At 75.6% G+C, this 3,103-nt stretch carries 3 protein-coding genes; 2 read left to right on the top strand and 1 reads right to left on the bottom strand.

The features are described 5' to 3' along the window. Window positions 1-259: 259 nt before the first annotated feature. Window positions 260-901, bottom strand: a complete 642-nt coding sequence (locus ACWGKU_RS40780) for a hypothetical protein (protein WP_401055735.1) — start codon at window positions 899-901, stop codon at window positions 260-262. Window positions 902-1,126: 225 nt separating this feature from the next. Here ACWGKU_RS40780 and ACWGKU_RS40775 point away from each other — a divergent pair, with 225 nt between their 5' ends. Together ACWGKU_RS40775 and ACWGKU_RS40770 are read left to right on the top strand one after the other, a co-directional pair. Then, entirely contained in the window at window positions 1,127-2,167 is a 1,041-nt protein-coding gene (locus tag ACWGKU_RS40775; RefSeq protein ID WP_452180768.1) for a DUF4232 domain-containing protein, read from the top strand. Between the two features lie 59 nt (window positions 2,168-2,226). Further along, window positions 2,227-2,991: a hypothetical protein gene (locus ACWGKU_RS40770; protein ID WP_452180767.1), complete on the top strand. Its 765-nt coding sequence runs from the start codon at window positions 2,227-2,229 to the stop codon at window positions 2,989-2,991. Window positions 2,992-3,103: the final 112 nt, after the last annotated feature.

The raw sequence follows: 3,103 nt of genomic DNA, 5'->3' as shown, positions 1-3,103 counted from the left end.
AGCACGTCGGCCAGCACCAGTCCGTCCACCTGACGGGCCGCCACCAGCTCGTCGAGGGGAGCCCCCCGGGGGGGGGGGCCCCCGCCCCGCCGCCCCCCACCGCAACGCGGGCGGGTGGACCCCGAGTGGGTCCGACCCGCCGCGACGTCCGGGTGGCTCGATGTCCGTTCGGCGGGCACCCGGAACCGGCACGTCGGCAAGCCCGCCCACTCCCTCGGGCCGGCGGGCACGGCCCGGGTGTCCGGGCCGTGCCCGGCGGCTAGACGTTCATGCGGAGCTGCAGCCGGCAGCCGCCGGGGCGGTTGTCGGTGTCGACGGCGAGTGCCACCGGATGGCCCGGGGACGCGGTGTGGACGTCGTTCGGGAGGGCGCCCCCGCACTGGCTGACGTCGCCGTCCCCGGCGTACCGGATGTCGAGGGTGGCGGACGCGGTGTTCGACACGAGGAAGGTGAGCGTGCACCCGCCCTGACGGCTGTCCGTGTCGATGCGGATCGTCGGGCCGAAGGTGCGGGCCGTCGACGAGGTCGGGATCCGGTAGTCGCCCTCGTTGCCGCACTGCCCCGGGGCGGTGCCGGGGGAGGACTGGAAGGCGTACCGGAAGGAGGCGGAGCCCAGTTGGTTCTGCGGGTCGTAGATGCCGAACGCGAGCCGGCAGCCGCCGGGGCGGTCGTCGGTGTCGAGCCGGATCTCGTCGGACCAGTCGCCGTTGAGGTGCCACTGTTCGCCCTGGCGCCCGCCGCACTGGCCGGGGTCGCCGTCCGGCGTGAAGCTGATGCCGAACTCCGCGGGGCCGAACAGCCGGGGCGCGGCGTGCGCGGGCGGGGCGGGGAGGACGGCCGCGGTGGCCGTCGTCGCGGTGGCGGCGGTGAGCAGGGCGAGTTTCCGGATGATGTGGTGCACGCTGGCGGTTCCCTTCGGTGCGGGGCCTCGCGGCCCTCTTGAGGCACAGGGATTCCGGCGGCGTGGACACGCCAAACGGAAACGGCCGGGTCGGGCGGACAAGTCACTGGAAAGGACGGCGGGCCGTCACCCGGCGAGGAGGCCGGCACGGACCGTGGCAGGGCTGTTGCACACGAAGTGACGCGGCTCACTGCCGTCCGGCGCGGGGCGTGATCGACTCGGCCGATGCGCCAGACCTCCATGCCCCGACCATCGCTGATGGTCCGTCACTTCGCCGCCGCCGGCGCCGTACTGCTGCTCGCGGGCTGCGGCACCGCGGCCTCCGGCGGCACCGCGACGACCGCGGCCTCCGGCGGCGGCCCGGAGGCCTCCGGCAGCCCCGGGTCGTGCGGCACCCCGTCGCCGGGGGCACCCGGCGTGCCGCAGCCGACGGCGCTCGCCCAGGGCGGGGTGCGGATCACCGCCGTCGGCCGCACCTGCTTCGAGTACGAGGTGACCAACCCGAACAGCGAACCCTACGACTACACCGTGGTGTTCAACGGCCCCGATCCGAGCCGCGGCGCGGCGGTGTTCGGCAGCCCCGGGTCGGGCGGGGGAGGGAACCTCACCCGGACCGTCACCGGGCTCGCCCCCGGCGCCACCGAGAAGGGGCGGATCGACCTGACCGCGCCCGGCCCGACCGGGCCGGGCTCCCGCCCGGGCGCGCCCACCCTGGGACAGCCCGACAACCCCCGCCCGCCGAAGCCGGAGCTCCTCAAGGTCCGCAGCGTGCCCACCGCCGAGGCACCCGGTGCCGGCGGCCCCTGCCCGCCCTCCGGCCTGCGGCTGTACGCCGACGACGGCGACGCCGCCATGGGCCTGCGCGTGGTCGGCCTGCACCTGCGCAACTGCGGCACCGCCGTCGTCACCCTCGACGGCTACCCGCAGGTGCAGCCGCTCGACCTCGACCACAAGCCCCTCGACGGCGTGCGGATCCTGCGCGGCGGCGCCGGGATCGCCTCCGGCACCGGCGCCGACGACCCGCCGCGGAAGATCGCCCTGCGCCCGGGGGAGGGCGCCCGCACCACCCTGGTGTGGCGCAACACCACCGAGGCCGGTGCCGGGGACCCGCTCAACGCCCCGTACGTGCGGGTGCGCGCCACCCCCGACGCGGCCCCCGTCACGGTCGTCCCGGAAATCGACCTCGGCACCACCGGGCGCCTCGGCGCCGGTGCCTGGGTCCCGGAGGACACGAACGACAAGCCGTCACCGGCCCCGACAATGTGATCGCACTGTGATCGGACCGTCGTCAAGCGCCGCAATCAAGATCACTACGGTACGGCGGTATGTTCCCCACCGATCCTGACCAGCGGCCCGACGACTCCTCACCCCGCCCCCAGCGGGTCTGGCCGCGCAACCTCGCGCTCGCCGTCGTCGCCGCCGCGGTGACCGGCGGCGCCTTCACCCTGCTGCGCCCCTCCGGTGACGAGAGCGGGGCCCCGGCCACTTCCGCCACTGCGGCCCCGCCCGCTTCCGTGCCCGCGTCCGCTTCCGTCACGGCTTCCGCCGCCGCGGCCCGGTCCTCGGCCACCCCGGACGCCTCCCTGCTGCCGCTCGACCAGCTGTTCCCCGCCCAGGTGACGGCGGCCGGCGGCGAGGTCTACACCAGGGTCGGATCGACCGTCATGAACTCCTGCGTCGAACCGGACTCGGTCGGCCCGCGGCTGATCGGGATGATCCGCGCCTCCAAGGGCTGCCTGGGCGAGCAGATCGCCCTGTACACCGACGGCGCCAAGAACCAGTACAACCTGGCCGTCTTCACCATGGCCGACCCCAAGGACACCGTCCACCTGGTCACCACCCTCAGCATGGCCTTCGACGACTACCAGGTCGGCGCCCAGGCCCCGCCGCCCGCCTCGGGCCTGGCCACCCTGCCCCCGGACAGCGGCATGGTGCAGGCGTTCTCCGGCGCCGGCCGGGCCATGGTCGCGGGCCTGGGCCAGTGGGCCGACGGCCGTGCCGGCGACTACCAGACCCTCGTCGACAAGCACCTGAGCCCGCTGCAGAAGGCGGTCGCCCAGGCCGTCCTCGCCCACGAGTCCGCCCGCTGAAGCCGCCGAGTCGCTGAGTCCGATGACCGGCTGAGCCCCGCCGAGTCCGGCCGGCCGTCCGGTCGGGCCGGGCGGTGCGGGACCCGGCGGCCCGGCACGCTCCCCCGTGGCG

The sequence above is a fragment of the Kitasatospora sp. NPDC054768 genome (genome assembly GCF_053612025.1).
This window is presented reverse-complemented; position numbering and strand designations above follow the sequence as displayed.